At 49.6% G+C, this 18,651-nt stretch carries 14 protein-coding genes and 1 pseudogene; 1 reads left to right on the forward strand and 14 read right to left on the reverse strand.

The window, feature by feature from the left end:
* Nucleotides 1–15: 15 nt before the first annotated feature.
* On the reverse strand, nucleotides 16–996 hold the full coding sequence (locus ING2E5A_RS12965) for a dihydroorotate dehydrogenase-like protein (protein WP_071137768.1): 981 nt from the start codon (nucleotides 994–996) through the stop codon (nucleotides 16–18).
* 251 nt (nucleotides 997–1,247) lie between these two features.
* On the opposite strand from ING2E5A_RS12965, the gene ING2E5A_RS12970 reads away from it, so the two are divergent.
* Nucleotides 1,248–2,384 carry a hybrid sensor histidine kinase/response regulator gene (locus ING2E5A_RS12970; protein ID WP_071137769.1) on the forward strand — a complete coding sequence of 379 codons (1,137 nt, stop codon included), beginning with the start codon at nucleotides 1,248–1,250 and terminating at the stop codon, nucleotides 2,382–2,384.
* Nucleotides 2,385–2,398: 14 nt separating this feature from the next.
* Here the strand turns inward: ING2E5A_RS12970 and ING2E5A_RS12975 are convergent, their stop codons facing one another.
* The 13 genes and pseudogenes from ING2E5A_RS12975 to ING2E5A_RS13035 form a co-directional block, all read right to left on the reverse strand.
* Nucleotides 2,399–4,630, reverse strand: a complete 2,232-nt coding sequence (locus ING2E5A_RS12975; protein ID WP_071137770.1) for a hybrid sensor histidine kinase/response regulator — start codon at nucleotides 4,628–4,630, stop codon at nucleotides 2,399–2,401.
* Nucleotides 4,627–5,832, reverse strand: a complete 1,206-nt coding sequence (locus ING2E5A_RS12980; RefSeq protein WP_071137771.1) for a glycosyltransferase family 2 protein — start codon at nucleotides 5,830–5,832, stop codon at nucleotides 4,627–4,629. The genes ING2E5A_RS12975 and ING2E5A_RS12980 overlap by 4 nt, the downstream gene beginning before the upstream one ends.
* Nucleotides 5,833–5,847: 15 nt before the next feature.
* Nucleotides 5,848–6,712 (reverse strand): annotated as a pseudogene (locus ING2E5A_RS12985) (glycosyltransferase family 2 protein).
* Between the two features lie 33 nt (nucleotides 6,713–6,745).
* Entirely contained in the window at nucleotides 6,746–7,888 is a 1,143-nt protein-coding gene (locus ING2E5A_RS12990) for a glycosyltransferase family 4 protein (RefSeq protein WP_071137772.1), read from the reverse strand.
* Nucleotides 7,885–8,793, reverse strand: coding sequence for an SP_1767 family glycosyltransferase (locus ING2E5A_RS12995; protein ID WP_083373344.1), 909 nt, complete (start codon nucleotides 8,791–8,793; stop codon nucleotides 7,885–7,887). Before ING2E5A_RS12995 ends, ING2E5A_RS12990 begins: the two co-directional genes overlap by 4 nt.
* 5 nt (nucleotides 8,794–8,798) lie before the next feature.
* Nucleotides 8,799–9,917, reverse strand: coding sequence for a glycosyltransferase family protein (locus ING2E5A_RS13000; RefSeq protein ID WP_071137774.1), 1,119 nt, complete (start codon nucleotides 9,915–9,917; stop codon nucleotides 8,799–8,801).
* A gap of 27 nt (nucleotides 9,918–9,944) precedes the next feature.
* Entirely contained in the window at nucleotides 9,945–11,390 is a 1,446-nt protein-coding gene (locus tag ING2E5A_RS13005; protein ID WP_071137775.1) for a lipopolysaccharide biosynthesis protein, read from the reverse strand.
* A 5-nt stretch (nucleotides 11,391–11,395) separates the two neighbouring features.
* A complete protein-coding gene (locus ING2E5A_RS13010; RefSeq protein ID WP_071137776.1) occupies nucleotides 11,396–12,370 on the reverse strand; it encodes a glycosyltransferase family 2 protein in 975 nt (324 codons plus the stop codon).
* Nucleotides 12,349–12,969 (reverse strand): acyltransferase, encoded by a 621-nt coding sequence (locus ING2E5A_RS13015; protein WP_071138369.1) that lies wholly within the window; start codon nucleotides 12,967–12,969, stop codon nucleotides 12,349–12,351. The genes ING2E5A_RS13010 and ING2E5A_RS13015 overlap by 22 nt, the downstream gene beginning before the upstream one ends.
* 13 nt (nucleotides 12,970–12,982) lie before the next feature.
* Nucleotides 12,983–14,146, reverse strand: a complete 1,164-nt coding sequence (locus ING2E5A_RS13020) for a glycosyltransferase (RefSeq protein WP_071137777.1) — start codon at nucleotides 14,144–14,146, stop codon at nucleotides 12,983–12,985.
* Nucleotides 14,143–15,045 (reverse strand): glycosyltransferase family 2 protein, encoded by a 903-nt coding sequence (locus ING2E5A_RS13025; protein WP_071137778.1) that lies wholly within the window; start codon nucleotides 15,043–15,045, stop codon nucleotides 14,143–14,145. Before ING2E5A_RS13025 ends, ING2E5A_RS13020 begins: the two co-directional genes overlap by 4 nt.
* Nucleotides 15,032–16,471 carry an O-antigen ligase family protein gene (locus tag ING2E5A_RS13030; protein WP_071137779.1) on the reverse strand — a complete coding sequence of 480 codons (1,440 nt, stop codon included), beginning with the start codon at nucleotides 16,469–16,471 and terminating at the stop codon, nucleotides 15,032–15,034. Before ING2E5A_RS13030 ends, ING2E5A_RS13025 begins: the two co-directional genes overlap by 14 nt.
* Nucleotides 16,472–16,474: 3 nt before the next feature.
* The gene (locus ING2E5A_RS13035) at nucleotides 16,475–18,649 is read right to left on the reverse strand and encodes a GumC family protein (RefSeq protein WP_071137780.1); all 2,175 of its coding nucleotides are present in this window, start codon (nucleotides 18,647–18,649) and stop codon (nucleotides 16,475–16,477) included.
* Between the last annotated feature and the right edge of the window lie 2 nt (nucleotides 18,650–18,651).

Below are 18,651 nucleotides of genomic sequence, written 5' to 3' on the forward strand. Positions count from 1 at the left end.
TATCTGGATGAAACATCAATGAAAATTGGTGAAATATTTCATGAACTGGGCCCTTTCGAACAGTGCAACGTCCACCTGTTTATCGATATGAAACAGTCCCTTCATCCTGTCGATTGAGATGAAATCTTTAGACTTCATCCACTCTGATATCCGGGAAAGGGTGTCGGGGACAAACTCCTTCCCATTCTCCGGATAAAGAGCGCTTACAATCTGTACAGCCGAAGCACCTACCAGGATGCACTTCACCACATCCTGCCAACTGTGCACACCGGTGGAGGCAGCCAGGTCCACTCCGGGCACCCTCGAGGCTGTGAGACAAATCCACCGCAGGGTATCGCTGACATCTTCGGGGTGACTCAAAATGGGTCCGGAGGTCGCCTTCATCAGGTCGATATCGATATCCGCAGGATAGAGCTTGTTGAACAGCACCACGGCATCAGCCCCCTCCTGCTTCAGCCGATTCACCAACCAGGGGATATTGTTGAAGAGTTTACTCGCTTTCACAATCACCGGGATGCCAACCACCGACTTGATCTTCTGCACGATGGAGATATATCTTACGGCAGATTCCATCGGATCAACTTCAGGGTTTGCCTCAATGGCAGATATGTTCAGCTCCAATGCGTCGGCTCCGGCACTCTCGATCTGTGCTGCAAACTCAATCCATCCCCCATCCGAATAGCAATGGATGCTTGCAATGATGGGGATTGAGCAACTGTTCTTCGAGCCCCTGATCAGATCGAGGTAATTCATGATCCGTGTACTCTTCACGAAATTCCATACAAGCTGGCTGCCATCGCCAATCTTCTCCTTTTTCATAATTCGCTTCGACTCCAGTTCTATCTGCTCTTCAAAAAGGGAAGGAAGCACGATAGCCCCACAGCCGACCTCATCCCAGGCAGCATTCTTTTCTGCACTATCGGTCAAGACGGAACTGCCTACAATCAATGGATTACGCAGCTTCAAACCTGCGTAACAAGTGGTTAAATCTGACATTCTCTCAATAATTATTATTCATCCCTGTAACCCGGGGAGTGACGCGCATTGAATAGAAACCGGCTACAAGTAAAAATGGTCAAATTTACAACAATAAATCCAATGAAATGTTTAACTTTGCGAAATAGATATAAAAATTTGACTTTTTCATTCAAATTTTGTCTGCCGACAAAGCTACTGATACTTAGAAAAAACCACGTCATTTTTTTATACTTTTTTTTGGAGAAATTAAAAGTCAATAAATTAGATCTATGGATATCGATTTCTCGAAATTTACCGTACTGGCTGTTGACGATATTCCGACCAACACCCTGCTGATCAAGATGACATTGGAGCAGTCAGGATTGAGGGTGATTACCGCGCAAAATGCGGAAGAGGCTTTCCAACTGATCGAACAGGAGAGACCCGACCTGATATTGCTGGATGTGCTGATGCCCGGCATTGACGGTTTTGAGATGGCCAGACAGCTGAAGGAGCATCCCGAACATAAATGGGTACCCATCATCTTCCTCACTGCACTGGACTCCACCACCGATATTGTGAAGGGATTCCAGCTGGGGGCCGACGATTACGTCACCAAACCGTTCAACAAGGAGGAGCTGATGGTCCGGGTAAGTCATCAGATCCAACTGCTGGAAGCCAAACGCACCATTGAGCAGCAGAAAAAGGAGCTGGAGGAGATCATTGCAGGAAGGGACGCCATGTACTCGGTGATCGCACACGACCTGCGAATGCCGATGGCAACCATGAAAATGATCCTCAACGTGCTATTTCTCAAAATAAAGGAGAATGAGCATACCTGCAATGATCTGTTAGAGTCGGTACAGAGTGCCAACGAAATTTGCGAAGAGCTCTACATCCTGCTCGACAACCTGCTGAAATGGACCAAGAGCCAGCTGGGAAGGTTAAAAGCATTGCCCCAGTTCTTCTACCTCGGCGAGTTCATCAAAGGCGATGTTGAAGTTGCGGCAGCCCATGCCTCAACCAAGAATATAGGGATCCGTTTCGAGTCGGTCAACAACGAAGAAACAGGAGTTTATGCCGATACCGACATGATCAAGACCGCGGTGCGCAATCTGATCAACAACGCTATCAAGTACAGTTACCGTGACAGCGAGATCACCATCTCGATTGAGCGGGAGGCTGACCGTGTGATCTGCAAAGTAGCCGATACCGGATGCGGTATCTGTGAGAAAGATCAGGCCAGGCTGCTGAACCCGGCTACCCATTTTACCACATATGGAACCGAAAATGAGTCGGGTTCGGGTCTCGGACTGTTGCTGACCGACACTTTCCTGAAGCTGAACAACGGCCTTCTCTTCTTTCATTCAAAACAGGGCGAGGGTTCCACCTTCGGGTTCTCATTGCCGGCACATACCGGCAAGTGAGCATGAGTTGCCGCCTATAAGAACTTTCCAATGGTGGCAAGAAGCAGTTCCTTGTCGAAAGGTTTGCCAAGTATATCCTGGCAACCCTTATCCAGCAGCAACTCCTTGTCCAGATCCAACATATAGGCGCTCACTGCCACGATGGGCGGGTAGAAAGGCGATCTTTGCCGGATCTCTTGCATCGCCTCGATCCCGTCCATCTCGGGCATCCTGACATCCATCAGTATCAGGCTGGGCTGTTCCGACAGGAAGATCTCTACCGCTTCCCGCCCGTTCCTTGCGTGGAGCAGACGATACCTATTACCAATCATCGCATGGATCAGTTCAAAATTATCGTCAATATCCTCTGCCACCAGGATGGTTGCCTTGATCTCGTCGGGCTGATTCAAGAGCTGGCTTTCCGACCGGCTCTCAAAGAGCTGCTCTTCCAAATCGACAATAATCAGGGGTATCCTACAGGTAAAGGTTGCTCCCTCCCCAAGCCTGGAAGCGACCGTAATATTTCCGCCCAACCGCTCCAGTATCGTCTTGCAGATGGAGAGCCCGAGGCCGGTACCCTGAGCAAAACTGTCCACCTTCACAAACCGCTCGAACACCTTTTCCAGCTTATCTTCGGGAATACCGATGCCGGTGTCCCTCACATAGAGCTCAATCCAGTCGCCATGCACCCTGTATCCTATAGTAATGGTTCCGTTGGGGGTAAACTTGATTGCATTGTCCACCAGATTGGCCAACACCTGAATGAGACGGTTCCTGTCGCTTCGGATGGTGGAATCGTGATCGGGAATCTCCAGCTCCAACCTGATTCTTCCGGCGTAGAGCTGATAGGTGTTGATGATCTCCCGGCAAAGGTCATTCATGCTCACAGCCGAGAAGTTGAAGACAAGTGTACCCGACTCGATCCGGGAGAGGTCAAGCACCTCGTTGATCAGCATGAGCAGCCGTTTGTTGTTAGATTCGATGATCTCCTGAAACCTTCTCCGCTCCTCACGCGATTCAATATCGGCCATGATTGCCGAGAAACCCACAATCGCATTCAGCGGTGTCCGGATCTCGTGACTCATATTGGAGAGGAAAGCAGATTTGAGCCGATCCGACTCCTCCGCCCGCTCCTTTGCCTCTTTCAGTCTCCTCTCATAGCGGGTAAACTCGGAGATGTCGTGACCGAGAAACCATATGATATCCTCGCCATACTCGTTCTGTACAACAAAGGAGTAGTACTCGGTATTGATCACGTTAAACTCCGCGTAGGGGTGTCTGCAGGTATATTTTATGGTGTTGTTGCTCGCACGCAGTGAATCGAGAAACTGCACCCACTTCTCCTCGCCCCTGAAGTTGGCCATCAGCTCGTAGACCTTGTAGCCGGTAATATCAACATCTACGGGAATATGATTCATCTTGCGGCAGAGTTGGTTGACAAAGACCAGTGTCCCGTCGGCCTTGGCGGCAAAGATGGTCTCATAGCTGTTGTTTACTGCCGTGATGATCATATTGAGCCTGTCCCAGTTGGAGACAATATCGTCGATATTCTGGGTATAGCCGTCAATAATCAATTCCCCGTTCCTCAGGTGATACCGGTTCAATATCTTGGTTCGCATGTAATATGCCCGCCCATCCTTCACCACCCGGTAATCGTAGGTTCGGTGGCGGGTTTCAGGATCATTCAGGTAACTTACAAGCTTCTCCCGATCGTCCGGATATACATTGGTCAGGAACTGATCCAGTGTTATCTCCATCTCTTCCCCGGCATTGACCAGCAAACCCACATAACCGTAATAGTAAAACTTGCCGGTAGACGGGGTGTAGTTCCAATAACTGATCCTTGCCGCTCTTCCTGTCTCCTTGAGCCGCTCATTGGCCAGTTGCAGGCTCAGCTTCATCTGGCTCCTCTGTGTAATATCGCGGTATACCAGCAACAGGTGGTCGTCGTCATACTTCTGGATGATGCATTTGAAGTAGTACATTCTGTCGGGCGATGGCAAGTCATAATTCGCATTGGAGGCAATGCCGGTATGTGCAACACTCTCCATTGCAGGTCGCAGTTCCCTTACGGTCTCCGTCGGGAAGTATTCAAACAGGTTTCTTCCCAGCAAGGTAAGCTCCCGGTTTACATAAGGGTTGTCGGGCGTTTTGACAATCATGTCTACACAGGTCCCGTCATTCTTTACCATCAGCAGGGTGTCGGTCATCATCTCCAACAGTTTTACTGCCTGGCTCTTATCATGCAATATTCCTTTTGTTTTCATTTGAGATGGTTAGGGTGGTTGGTGCTGCTCCTTTTCGCTTTCTCCCATGCCGCATTGCCATTGAATCTACACAGGTAGACCGCTCCCTTGAAAGGATTGAGATTCATAAAGAGAAAATAGTATGGAATAAACAGCAGTTTATTTTTGATGGCCCGGTGGGCGAGATAGGATCCCAGCCATGCGGCGAGATAGAATAGTACCTGCAGCAGCGCAGTGAGTTGAAAAAACCAGGCCGGCTCAACCCGCTGGAGGAGCAGGAGCAGATTCATCGGCAGGAGCAGAAAGAGGGCAACCGGAGTGATGGTCCAACGCAACACCCGGTGAGAGAGAAGCTGAAAAGTGAGCCATCCATGCCGGAACGGATTGAGCAGCCTCCTCAGGCGCCAGACCGACTGTAACCCGCCAGCTGCAATCCGCACCTTTCTCTTCTCCTCCTCCTGCATGTTGAGGGAGGCTGACTCCACGGCATAAGCCTCCTTGCAATAATGGATGCGATAGCCCTCGGCTGCGATCTGCAACGACAGGACAAAATCGTCGAGCAGGGTGTCTACCGGTAGCTCCCTGAAGAGATGAGTACGGATGGCGAACAGCTCCCCGGCAGCACCCATGGTGGAGTATAAGCGTGAATCGAGCTCTTTCAGCAGCGACTCATACCGCCAGTAGGCACCTTCCCCTCCCGACGAGGCGGTATCCTTCTCCTTTACCGCAATCCGCTTCTCTCCGGCCACACACCCAGTTTTGGGATCAGTGAAAGCTTTCACCATCTCCTTCAGTGCTGCAGGGTTGATCAAGGTATTGGCATCGGTAAAGAGAACAACGGGACTCTTTACAAAGGTCATCCCACGGTTGATCGCAGCGGTCTTCCCTCTCCTCTCCGGCTGGAAATGAACCTCCACTCCGGGATATGCCTTTAGTTTCTCGTTGGTCAGGTCCGTGGATCCGTCGGTCACCCAGAGTATCCTGAGTCTCTCGGCCGGATAATCGAGCGCCAGGCAGTTTGCCATCTTCTCCTCCACCATCTCCTCCTCGTTGTAGGCGGCAATAAAGAGGGTCACTTCAGGCAACTCACCGGGCACTACTGACTGGCGCTTCGGACGGAACAGCTCCCGTATCTGGACCAGCAACCAGAGGAGAATGCCATAACCGATATAGGTGTAGAAAACCAGCAAAAGCGAGAAATAGAAGAGTGATGTTAAAGCCATGTCATAGCGGTTTAGTTACTTTCGGTTTGTGATCAGGTTCGACTCCTCATCCTCGGGAGGTGTTGTTTGTCGAGTGAAGAGGAAGTTGATATTCTTCAATCCCTTAATCATCCTCACTTTAAAACTGTTGAAGAGCGATCCGTCCGCATGGAGTGTATTTCCGGCAGTAACCGCACGCGCCTTGCGGGAAGTGATCAGTTTAATCCTGCCATAGTTCATCAGTCCCAGTGCCATCGAACCATCTTCTCCCCTGATCAGCTCCACCCGGTAGCCAACCTTCCGGCCATACTCCGTCCTGTATGCAAAGACCATCCCCCTCACTCCCCTTTCGGGTCGCTTGATAAAGAGTGCGCGGATATAGAGGTCTCTGATCGCCTCGTAGAGCATCAACCCCCACCTGGAATGACTCTTGTCGGGCACAAAACTCCAGAGGGAGGATACAGCCATCACGCCCGGCTTCTCAAGCTCACGGATCATGGTCTCGATATAATGAGGCGGATAGAGGGTGTCGCCATCGATGCAGATGCAGTATTTGCCCCTGGCATGCTCCTGGCCACACGCCCGTGCGTAACCGGGACTCTTCCTCTCTTCAAAAAAGCAGGGCACCCCTGTTGCATGAAAGAGCTCACCCGTCCTGTCGGTGGAACCATTGTTTACCCCGATCACCTCAACCGGATAGCGGCACCGATTGTCGGCGAGCGACCAGAGAGAGCCCAGGAAGGAGGCGGGTCTCCTCATTATGGGCAATCACCACTACCGAAGCGATAGGGGTGTCGCTCTGCATCCACTTCAGCTTCTCTCTCACCCCTTTCACTACCGCTGTCGGAACATCGGCAAAAGGTTTCTCAAAGACAGTCAAATAGTTATCGTACCAGGACATTTAAATAAGATATGTTGAAGCTATTTATTATTATCATTTAGTTACACCAATCAGCTCTTCAAACAGATCCATCCATTGCGACATGATGTTCTCCTTCTTGAATCGCTTTACACTCTCTCTGGCATTGCGCCCCATCTCCCTCCTTATATCTTCATTTTCAATCAGATAACAAATTTTTTCGGCCAATCCTGCAATATCCCCATTTTTCACCAGCAACCCGTCCAGACCGTCGGTGATGATATCCCTAGGGCCGGTGGGGCAGGCAAACGATACTGGTGGAACACCGCAGCTCATCGCCTCGGTCAATACCAGACCAAAACCTTCGTATCTTGAACTCAAGACAAAAATAGAACTTTCCAGGTATTTCTCCGTAATATGGCTGGTTTTTCCATGCGTAATGAGAGTCCCTGCAAGGCCAAGGTTGTGGATTCTTCTCTCCAGCTCATCCCGATCTCCTTCACCATAGAGATGAAGCGACCAGTCGGGATGCTTTTCTGCGACAAGTTTCCATGCCTCGGCCAGGAGATCAAATCCTTTCTGATAGGCGTAACGCCCCACGGCAATCACCCTTTTGTTCGTCAGTGCAGCAGAAACCTCACACTCCATCTCCTGGTAGTTATGGATGACTGCACTATTGTGCAACTCGGGCCACATCTCCTGCTCCTCCCATGTCAAGAAAACGATCTTGTCGAATCGTTTCAACTTGTTTACGTACCTGCGCTCAAGATATCGATGGATCAGCCTGGAGGATTTGCGAATCCTCCAGGATAAGGCCGAATAGGCATTCCTGGTGATGTGAGACTCTCCTATCTTCAGACTCCCGTCACGAAGTTTATGGATAAAATTGCACTCCCGCCGCAGGGTGGAGATTGTAATGTCGGGTTTCGTCTCGATAAGGAAGCGGGTGAATCGCCGCTTGAATTGCAAGTACTTCACCGGATAGGTGAGAATCTTCATCAAGAGCGACCTCTGCTTCGGATTGTCGATAACCACCCCAAGGTCGTAATGGTTGACTCGTGGCGACAACGGATAGTAACAGTCGCGAGCTTGTTGCTCCGAAGTGAGAATGGTGACCTCATAACCGGGCAGGCCGGCCAGGTAATTTGCCTTGCCGGTAATCACCCTTTCAAGCCCTCCTGCAATATAGAGTGAGGGGATGTAATAGACAATTTTCATATCTTGCAGATTATCTGGCTAAAATAGCTCTCCTCGGTTGTCATGCCAATCTCCCTGCCTGTCAATGCCTCATTGACATACTTCGAAGGCACACTCACCTTACGTCTGGCCCCCATCCGGAACCATTCATACTCAATATCAACATGCCCTATATCAATAGCTTGATAACCAATCTTATGCAAATCGTAAGCCAGAACAGTGGCCGTGGGCCCCAACGCCAGCAGAACCAGCACCCCCTTATCCTGTTTTGACACCTCTTCCAGAATGAGGTCATACTTTTCAAATGCATTGAGAGGAGGAGACAAAATGCGTCGGATGGACGCGGCATTGTCGAATAGATCGTTACCCACACCCAGCCGGCTCTTCTCACCCTCTACAACAAGCAGATCGCGCTTATTCCATATCGTTTTCAACATATTGAACCAGCCGGCGCTCTGCTCTTTCAACTTGAAGTCGATGTAGGGTCTCGTAATGAAAGTATTGCCGTAAGTGCGTCCACCCACCAGATATCGGTCCCACAAATCCCCGTAGAGATAGAAATGGGTACGCCAGAAACGCCTGGCACTGCGGGTATACCGGGATAACTCCTCAAACGTGTCGGAGATGCATACCAGGTGACCATCCTGCTGGCTCGCCATCACCTCTTTCAGTCTCTCCGACAACAGTGTCGACTCCTTCTGGAAACGGATCGGCCGCCCCCCGATCAGTAACATCTCACCGTCGCCGAAGCGGCTCACCGAAGCACCGGTTGAAACAATCCTCCGGATGGTCTCATCAATAGAAAGCACATCAGGAATGATCTTTTGCCTTTTCCTGGCGAGCAGGTAGAGCAAGTTATAAAATTCCACGACACAATTGTACCTGATCTTCTCCAGCAAAATAGCCGATAACCCATTCATATCCAAACTTATTAAAAAATTGCATCCAAAATTTTTCCCATCTGGTTTTTCCATGAGAGAGATTGCACAGACTCCCTTATCTGCTCGGGCTGGATAGTCAGACCCGAATAGAACTCAATCACCCGGCCAATATCCAGAGGCGATTCATCGGCCGGGATCTTCAGAATATATGGCTTTCCTTCAAAATCTTCGTCAATTTCAGAATATAGAAACGGGATTCCCCTTACCGCATATTCCCGGTTCTTCAGTGTCTTGATGTGCGTGATGTTGCTTCGGTGACGTCCCAGGCTGCCAACAGCGATATCCGCTTTTGCAAACACTTTGTCCAGCTCCCCGCCAAAGAGGCTGCCGTATAGCAATACATACTCCTCCAGATGATATTTCTCGATCAAGGGCAGAATTTCGTCTCTCTCCCTCTGGCCACTGAATTCTCCCACAATGTGGAAATAGACCTTGCATCCGTTGGCCGATTTCCTGTAGTAATCGGCCAGCCCTGCAACTACCCGGTCGAATCCGTGCCAGAAATGGATCTCGGCCACCCCAATCAGATGGAGTTCACCGGCAGTTGGATGGCGCCGGTTCAATGGAAGCGACTGGAAATCCACACCGTTGGAGACCGATATTGTCCGCTGACCGAAAATTGTCTCCTCATTCGAAAAGGTCACAATGGCAGAGAGCCCTTTAGCCAACCTCCTTCTGAAGAGTCTGTCGATCAGGAGGGAACATTTGCTTCTGAATGTAATATACTCCTGGTCGTACGGGTAGGTAGGCACCTCCATGACTATCTTCACGCCCAGGAGGTTCAGCTGTTTTACAAACCGGATCAGGAAGGGAGAGGCATTGTGTTCCGATCGCATGTAGACCAGACCGACCCGCTGCTCCCGGATATAACGAATCAACGGTCTGTAATCTATCCTTTTCCGGATCTTGGCTACGATTCCGGTTCCCAGGTTTGCCAACACCTTGTTGTCAACCATCCACATCCGGGAACCATCCCGGTTAACGGTGTAGTAACAGTTGACCACTTCGCACCCGCACTCCTTCAACCCTTTCACCTGAGCCAGCTTTTTCTTGCTGATGCCGCTGTGATCGAAGAAGCCGCTGAATGAGAGAAAAAGTACTTTTGTCATATCGTATTCCACAAACTTCCAATCAATTTATCTCCTCTGCAGGAGTTGTTTTATGCCATTCAACAGGTTATACTCCCCGCACAGCTGCAGATAAGCTGCGGAAGAGAAGAGCAAAAGCAACAGATTTACAGCCAGGGAGAGCAGCAGGTGGTCGATCTGCAATAACCGCTCCTTCAGACTGAAGAGGGCAAATATAAGGGCTGACAAAAGGAGCGGGGAAAGCAACACCCCAAAAAACGGTCCAATAGGCAGCCGGAATGTCTTCCTGTACATCTGAAGATAGGCCTGGAAAAAATTAATTGTAAAGGTAACCACTATACACCAGGCTACAGCCTCGAGACTCCGGAACAGGAAGATACCGGCCAGAATGCCGGAAACAGTTGTAACTGCAGAAAAGAGGCCACATATAAAGAGGCTCCGGGTATCGCCTGCCGCCTGGAAGATTGAACCCGATGTGGAGAGGATAATCTGAATTCCTACCGACAACGACAAGATCCTGAAGACGGGAACAGAGGGTTCCCACTGATTTCCAAACACAATCAGGATCAACTCTTTTGCAGAAAAGAACAAAAAGAGAGATAGCGGGAGAGCGATAAAAGCCATTAACCTGACAATCTTCCGATAGGAGCGATCCAGGTAGTTCATATCATTCTGGAAATCCGCAAGAACCGGATGCAATACCGGGGTGATCACATGTGTAATGTTTTGTAACGGCAACATCATCAGGCGGTACGACTTTTCATAATATCCCAGTTGTCCCATCCCCATAAACCTGCCAATCAGCAACTTATCAAGATTTCGACTGAAATAGTTGATGACATTGAAGAGGAACTGATAGATGGAGTAGGAGAAGATCCCCTTAAGAGATTGAACTCCTGTGGTCAGCTTGACTTGAAGTGGAAAACGCCGGATGGTAATGATAAACATCAGGATGGCCGACAATACCGGATTGATCAGCAAGGCAAAGATACCGCCACCTCCCAAGGCGGCTGCGACTGCCAGTCCACCGGTAATGATCTGGACCAGTATCATTCGTTTCGCAATGAACTTGAACTCCTTTTCCTTGTAAAGAAGTGCATTGGGAACAATATTTATCGTATTGAAGAAGATTGAGAGCGTAAGGATGCGACAGATAATTACCAGCTGCCTCGCGTTGTAATATGCCGCTATTGAACCTGCCAAAATAAAAAACAGAAAAGCGACAATCAGTGCTATCCAGAAGGTAAACGAGAAGAGGTTGTCGTAATCCTGTTTTGTAAGTTCCCGATTCTGGATGACCGCCGGGGCTATCCCCAGATCGGTAATCAATCCAAAGAATGTCAGCAGGACAGTCGCCACGGCCACAATCCCGAAATCATCCGGCGAGAGCAACCGGGAGAGGATCGCAACAATCAGCAACGAGATCAACACCCCGATATATTTTGAGATGCCGGTGTAGAGTACGCCTGAGAAGAGAGTCTTTCTGATCTCCATACCTGTTATTGCCGTTTAAATAACTTCTCAATTGTAATCAACCAGGGGAACAGCATTACTGCAATACTCCTTGTCTTCAGGTATGTGAGCAGACGGTGGCGACTGCAATAGATCAGAATATCTACCCGTTGCCGCAACAGCAGCCCCTTGGAATTGTAGATTGCCGGATTGAGCACATAGGAGATGATACGCTCTGCTGTCGCCCTCAACTCCCGGTTTTCGTCGTAAATCTGTTTCAACTCCCGTACTACCGTCAAATAGCCCTCAATATTGCGCTCCGAAAAACGGGTAGTAGTAATCGATCCGCTACGGATCCTCCGTCTGTAGAGGTCCCGTTTCAGACAGGCTACCCTTGTTGCCGAGAGATAGAGCCTTGCCGTAAAAAGCTCATCTTCATGGATAATGTCGGGAAAGAAGAGGATGCTGTTTCGTTTAAGGAAGCCGGCATCGATAAAATTGAGACATACGGATGCCCGGTACAGGTTGTAATCCACCATACGGTTCACCAGCTCAACTCCTGTATATGTCACCAATTCATCAAAGAGGTAAGTTCGCCTGTAGATCGTCTCATCCGTTTCAAGCCCCTCGCTCGAGAATGAGACCGCATCAAAAAAGAGAAAATCGAGTTGCCGGTCAGAAGCCAACCGATAGCACAACCCAAGTGCATCCGGTTCGAGCAGGTCATCACTGTCCATGAAATAGAGATACTCTCCATTGGCAATCTCAACTCCCCGATTCCTGCTCCTTGAAAGCCCACAATTTCCCTGGAGATGGAGATGGATCCTCTCATCTGATGCTGCCAGTCGCCTGATTACGGCAACACTGTCGTCAGTAGATCCATCATCGATGACGATGATCTCGATCTCCTTCAGGCTCTGATTTAAAATGGAGCCAAGCGCCTCTCCCACAAACTCAGCGGTATTGTATACCGGCATGATCACACTCACCTTCGGCCGGTCTATCTCTCTATCCTGATCCATTGCTCTTTTCTCTGGTCATACCGTTTTACAACCTGTGCCGGATTACCCGCGGCAACGCAGTATGATGGAATATCCTTTGTTACTACAGATCCGGCACCTATCACCACATGCTCACCGATATGCACACCTGCCAAGATGGTGCTGTTGGCCCCGATCCAGACATCATTCCCGATGACGATCCCGGCAGTTGTCACTCCCTGATTGACAATCTCGGTTGTAACATCCATATAGACATGATTCAATGCCGCTATCACCACATGCTGGGCGATGATCACGTTGTTGCCGATTTTTGCGGGACCAATCAATGTATTGCCAATTCCTACCCGTGTATTGTCTCCGATAATGATATCCCCCACCGCATTGTTGACCACAGTGAAATCTTCCACCACCGTATTCCGTCCGATTTGAAACTTGCGGAACGGGACTATGTCACACCTTACACTCCGGCAGATCACTGCCCCCTTTCCCCTCTTGATGTATAGAAACTGGAAAAGGCGTAACCAGAACCTGGGCCTGATCTTCACCGGATGTATCATCATATCCAGTACGATCCTCTTCAACCGTGGATTCTCCATTATGATCTCCTTGATTCTACTCATCTTTTTTTTGCTGTTAATTATCATGTTGTCGCGTATGTATGAAGGTCCGGTTCGCCCCCTTCATCCTGAATAGATTTATCCCCATCAGCACAAACAGGTGGGGGACCTTGATCAACGCCCTTTTCAGTCGCTTATCCACCATCTCGTCGGGTATTGCCGCACTGAACGAGATGCCGAGGCCAATCAGGAGTAGCCACCACTTCAGCGACCATTGCCAGCAGAGGAGCGAGAGAACCAGGGAGATGATGAAGATCATTCCCAACAACAAGACCCGAGGGAGCATCATCCACTGGAACAGTTTGTTGCAATAATCCCAGTTACCGTTCGACAAGGCCTCGGGGAGATCCTTCACTCCCTTCTTGAGAATGCCATATTGTGCAGCAAGCCACCGGCGCCGTTGCCGCGAAAAACTTGCCGAGTCGGCCGTCTTCTCATCAAAGATCAGCAGATCCTCCAGGTAATCAATAAAGAGTCCCTGTCTGATCAGCAATGCTTCCAGCTCTTTATCCTCGCCGGCTGTCGTAACCTGCCCGATATTCTCCTTGAACCACCTGAAATTGAATGCCATCCCCGATCCGCTCAGTGCTGCCGAGAATCCCAGCCTAACCTGCCCCTTCCGAAAGAAAGCGTGATTCATCGCTTCGCTGGCCGCATCAAGTACTGCAACGGCGGTATCCCTATTCTTGGCGACACGTTGCCCTTGCATGGCCTGAAGACCTGACTGCCTGGCATCGTTGATCCTGGAGAGGAAATCGGGCAGAACGGTATTATCGGCATCCAATACCACAACGGTGTCAAAACTATCCGGCTCCAGCCTCTCCACTGCCAGCTGAAGCGCTCTGGCTTTGGTCCGGGCATTATTGACGATGGGAAGCACCTCAACCGGATAACCGGCCAATCGCTGCAACGTCACCGGCTCCATCTGATCCGATATTACCACCGTATGATACATCTCTTTCGGGTAGTCCTGATCCAGTAACGACCGAATCGAGCCTTCAATCACACGATCCGCCTTATAGGCCGGGAAAAGGACCAATATCCGGCTCTTTCTCCCCGAACGGGGATAGGCAACGGATGATCTCCTCAGCGCCAGAAAAGCAAAGAAGATAAGGTATGCGACCGACAAGCCTGCCCAGCCAAATAAAAACCAATCGACAAATGCAGCAACCTCAATCATTTCGTTTCCCTTTTCTTGAAAAACATCCCGAAAAAGTCGACACAGCCCTTACACGTGGCACTAGCCAGCGAGAACTTCATGCTGACCAGATACGAAAAAGTATCCTTTACCCCCGCACAGAGTGAAAGATAGGCAACCGAGAAGTATCTGGCCACACCATTCCGGTTTCTCCAGGCAAAAAGCATCCGGTTGCGTATCAGATAGTAGGCCTTTAGCGGACTCTCCTTGCCGGTGCTGCTGCTCTCTTTGTGATAAACCACTGCACGCGGATCGAAGAGCAACCGATAGCCATGCCTCTTCATCCGGGAACACCAATCCATCTCTTCATAGTAGAGAAAATAACATTCGGGCATCATCCCCACCTCTTCAATCACCTCCCTTCTTATCATCATCGCCGCCCCGTGAAGGTAGGCCGTCGGAGCAATCGCTTCATAGTTTCCATTATCGGGTTCATTGTATCCGATGGTCCTGTTCCGGATGGTAACAGGTGAAAATTCGGTATATCCGGCAAACTGGATATGACCCGGATCATCGTAAAAGAGAATCTTTGGTGAGACGCCTGCCACATCAGGATTCCTCCTTAGGGTCTCCATCAGGTAGTGGAGTGAGTTATCCTTCACAATGGTGTCGTTATTCAGGAAGAGAAGGTATTCACCAGTCGCATGCCTGCATCCCAGGTTATTTCCACCTGCAAACCCGAGGTTCTCGTCGGAGCGCACCGTTTTCACAAAGGGATGACAATCTTTGATCAGAGCAGCTTCGTCTGTCACGGAGCCGTTGTCCACCACAATAATCTCGTGGGGAGTCTCCAGAAAGGCACGGAGCGATTCGATCAGCTGAACGGTATCGTCATAACCGTTATAATTGACCGTTATGATAGAAAGTTCAAACTGTTTCATTTTCACAAATCTCCTTATCCAATTTTGGCCCCATAAGCATGAATGCCATACAGATGTATATGATCGGACCGTTAGGAAACTGCTGCAGCATCTCATTTCCATAGGCGCTTACCAGCATGCCTGCCACCCCGCCCACCAGGCCTGCAAGCACTCCTCTCAACTGGCTGCTCCTGATCCTGAACCAGATATCATAGCCCGCCTTGATGAATGACGAGAAAAAAATTAGCAGAAAGAGTGAAAGTCCCACAATCCCTGTCTCAACCCAGACAAACACCAGTGAGGTATCGGTCGGCAACTGATAGAGATAGTCGCCCGGTTTCGTTCGTTTCGCCTCCCCAATTCCCACTCCAAATGGGTGCTCTTTCATGAAAACCTTCATCTTTTCCTGGTTCTGTTTACGCAACAGGTAAGATGCATCTTCAGTCACGTTGAAGGCAGACCGCATCCGCCTGATCTCCGCATTTCCTTGACCGATATAGGTGAACTTGAAAAAGATGAAGAGTCCCACAATAAGGATAATTCCGGGTATCAGGACTTTCCACTGCTTTGAGAGCAACAGGAAAGCTGTAAATCCGGCAAAAGGGACCACTATGGCCGCGCGGGTACCGGAGATCATCATGGCGTAGCCGGCAAGCAGAGCCACCACCAGGTAGTAGATCCTTAAGCCAACGGGGCGCATATAGAGAGCCGCTACACCAAATACCACCAGCGACATGCCCATATTACACCCGAAGCTGGCGGCATCGGTAAAAAAAGAGAAATAGCGGATGCCGGTGTGGATGATATGGGTTGAGCTGCCTCCCGAAACGAAAAGCCAGTAATTCTCGGCAGCATCAAAGCCCACAAATTTCTGCATAAGTGCCTTTGCAACACCAGCCATGGTAAGGATCGACCAGACAAGAAGAAAGAGTTTGAGATATCGGTAGCGGTCCAACAAAAGGGCTGTCAGTAACGGAAAGAGAAAAAGGTAGAGGGCCAGGGCCCTTACACCTGCAGCCCAGTTGTTGAGATCTGCCTCTGGGTTAAACACCATCAGCAGACAATATATCAACCAGATAGCTGTTGAAAGTGTCAAGATGTTACGCAGGTTTCTCCAAGGCAGCGGATATCTGAAACTGTGTAGCAGGATCATCAGGAAGGTTACCAGCAAGAGGCCGTCCATTACGATTCCGCCGGGCAAACCGGGAATATAACGGGTAACTCCCATGACAAAATAGTTTGCCACAAAAAGTGGCAACAGGGCATAGAAAGGCTTCTCCACGAAACGAATCAGCAGATAGAGCAGCAGAGGCAACAGCGCGACCGCCGTTGCGGGGATCCATCCAAAACGCAGCAACAGAAATACGAAAAGGCCCAACAAAAGTATTGTAAGCAGGACAATCTGCCCTCCTCCCTCCCGTTGTGAATCTGTCAGATGCAATCTCATAGGCTAACTGTTTCCGGAAGTTGAAAGCCCATACTGCATGTAACGGTAAAAGAGCTTCTTCAAGAAGGTCTTGGGTGGCAACATTCCGGTAAAACTCTCCAACACCTGTTTCTCGGCATGATTGAGGCAAATGAGGGTGGGAGTACTGCCCGACTGCTCCTTCAGGCGGTCGAACAGCTGCTTGTTCCGGTCGCTCCATATCTTGTCGGCCCTGAAAAGGGTGAGGTTGATCGACGCCTCCTGGAGAATCGGTCTGGGTATGTTATAATGCTGAAGCGGCGCGTGCTCCACCAGAATGATCCGCCGAGAAGAGGTGGAGTGGTCGGGTAAAAAGCGCCGGATAGTGTCGGCAAAAAGGAAATCGGATGAGCCCGGTATAAAATCTTCACCGTAACGGAGCGACACTACCGGAATCTCAAGCCCAGTCCAATAGTTAGCCAGTTGTTCCGCAAGAAAACTCTTCCCGCAGTGCTCCTTTGTGCTGATAATATTTACAATGGGACTCTGGTCGCCGGGATGGAAAAAATCCTGGATGGCGTTGCCAAGATACTGTATCGCCTGCTCCTGATAATATCCCTGATATCTCCGTTGCCGGAAGTTGTACTTTCCGGGTAGTGCCCCCAGTACACTGCTCCCGGTGATCTTCTTTGTCCGTAACGGATCCCTCAAGGTACGATCCAGCAGATCGAACAACATGAAAATGGTAAGGAGGATAAATAGGCTGCCGGCATAGGCGCCCATAACCATCTTTTTCCGCTTCGACGGCTCGGTGTTGAGAGGGAAGACCGGAGGATTGATCAACTGTAGCGATGCCGAGTTCATCTCTAGGCTTTTCAGCTGCAGCCTGGCTGCATTCAGGCTGGCCAGAATAGATAAGTAGTTGCGCTCAATGAAATCGATGCTTCGTTCCTGTCGCTTGATGGTGGACCCGATAGGAGAATAGTGGGAATAGAGATGATCGATCTCCTCGATCTTATCTTCAATCACCTCAAGTTCCGCCTTGGCCTTCTCCATCAAAAGTAGCTCCTCCAGCCACTGCGTAACAAAATTGCTGGTTGGGTATCCCTCACGTGTAAATTTCCGTTCACCATACCGCCGGGTAAAAGCTTCAAGCTCCTTTTTAGCATTGGCCAACTCTGCCCGGTACTGTTCCAGCCGGTTGAAGGCTGGACTACCAGACAGTGAGTCGGTATAGAAAGTTTCCAGTTCGGCAATCCGGGTATTCAGATTGGAGACCTGGTTGAGTCGCGACAGAAATTCTGCATTGTCTCGCAGATAAAGGATATTCTCATCCTTTAACGACTCGAGGTAACTGACCGAGGCCTTGGCATTGTTATACCTGAGCAACACGTCGTTATGCTTCAGTTGTATCTGCATATCAAGCGCCGCTACCTGTTCGGTCTGTTCAAAGTAGTTGATAACCCGATTACTTATATTGTAATTTGTAAGAGAATCTTCACTCTCACGTAACTGCTTGCCCACCCTCTCGAGCTCCTCCTCGAAATATTTTATCGTACTGTTGGTCGAACCGAACTGCAGCTTCCGGTACTCCTTCGAATAGAGCTGCTCCAGCAAGATCAATGTCTGATAGGCCACACCGGGATCATTTGCCGAATAGGATACCTTTAGCATATCACTGCTTCCCAGTCGCGTCACATTGATCTTCTTCAGACTCCCGTAAGCGTAATGTGGATGGTTCCAGTTGAAAAGACCGTATACGAAGTTGGTGGGGGATGCCTCCTCATATTTTTTCAAATTTTCCACCGTCCTATCCTCTGAATCTTTGACTATCAATCTCTTTACCTCATCGGGAGTGATCCGCTGCAAGTGACGGTAATTGGGTGCGCTGATATACTCGTTGTCCCTCTCCGGATCACCGTAGATCATATGCCTGGCATAGAGGTGAAGAGATACCTCATGCAAAGTCTCTTTCGACAGGATGATATTGATGATGTTGTCGATGGTATTGTTGATAACCGTACTGCTTTCCACCCTGGTATCACCCACCTCCAGTACGTTCCCCGAGATCACGCCGGTAAAGATGGTCATGTCTACCGGATAGGATTTCTCCAGATTCCTTGTTCCAATGATTACCACAAATGCAACCAGCAGGGGTGCAACAATGATCCACCAACGGATACGATAGATAAGCCTGAAAAAATATTGTAAAATCTCCATGC

The organism is Petrimonas mucosa (genome assembly GCF_900095795.1).
In the GTDB taxonomy this organism is placed as follows: Bacteria; Bacteroidota; Bacteroidia; order Bacteroidales; family Dysgonomonadaceae; genus Petrimonas; species Petrimonas mucosa.